Here is an 894-nt window from a genome sequence, read left to right as displayed (position 1 = left end):
TCTGGATGTGTCATTGTTGCGTGGACCCTCACCAAAGGCGTCGCAAAATCTGGCCATGACATTGGTGACGAACTCCGCCCGTCGCGTCGAGATGGCAAACCTGATGGCATCGACGCGGCGTGATTGGGTCCTGCGCTTTTCAGCCAGCCCTGAATTTCTTGAGGTCGATCCCGAAGCGGCGGTTGCAGTGGACGGAGGCGGCAAGATCATCGGTATGACCTCGGGGGCCCGACGTGCGCTGGACCCGGACGGTTCGGGTCACCTGATCGGGTCGCAATTGCAGGAGTGGCTTGAAATCAGTGTTGATGACATGCCCGAGTTCATGCGCGGCAGACCGTCCGAAGACCGCGTTCTACACCTCAAGGATGGGCGCGCGCTCTATGGTCATGCCGTTGCTCCACAGACGCCGCAGATGACGGCAGCTCTGCGCAAACGGGAAAAGGTTCTGCCTGGTGCCCTTGGGAGCTTTGCAGGGCCGGATGCGGGCCTTCAGCAACTTTTGAACAAAGCTGCGCGTCTTGCGCCGACCAATCTGCCGCTTTTGCTGACCGGTGAAAGCGGGACGGGCAAGACCAAGCTGGCGCGCGCGATCCATATGGCTGATCCTGCGACACAGGATTTCCACACCGTGATCTGTTGCGACACGCCAACATTCAATTTCTGCCATGGTATCGAACCCAGCACACTGTTTCTGCGCGGCGTTGAAGACCTGAGCGAGCCTGCGCAGGCCTCTCTTTTGGCAGTGCTTGAGCGGCGGGCTGATCTGAGGATCATCGCCTCATGCCGGCAGCCCCCGGCGGGATTACAGGGCGGTCTGCGCGAAGATCTGCTGCACCGGATTGTGGGGGCCACATTGTCTCTGCCCCCTTTGCGCCACCGAGCGCGTCTGGGTTG

1 protein-coding gene is annotated in these 894 nt (G+C 60.7%); it reads left to right on the top strand.

Annotated elements, in window-relative coordinates; translation table 11 throughout:
* Positions 1 to 103 precede the first annotated feature (103 nt).
* The coding region (locus ACR0E6_RS21850; protein WP_480587268.1) for a sigma 54-interacting transcriptional regulator at positions 104 to 894 on the top strand (791 nt) is incomplete at its 3' end.

This window comes from Ruegeria sp. AP12, from assembly GCF_056540025.1.
Note: the sequence above shows the minus strand (reverse complement) of the source record. Positions and strands in the feature narration are given on the sequence as shown.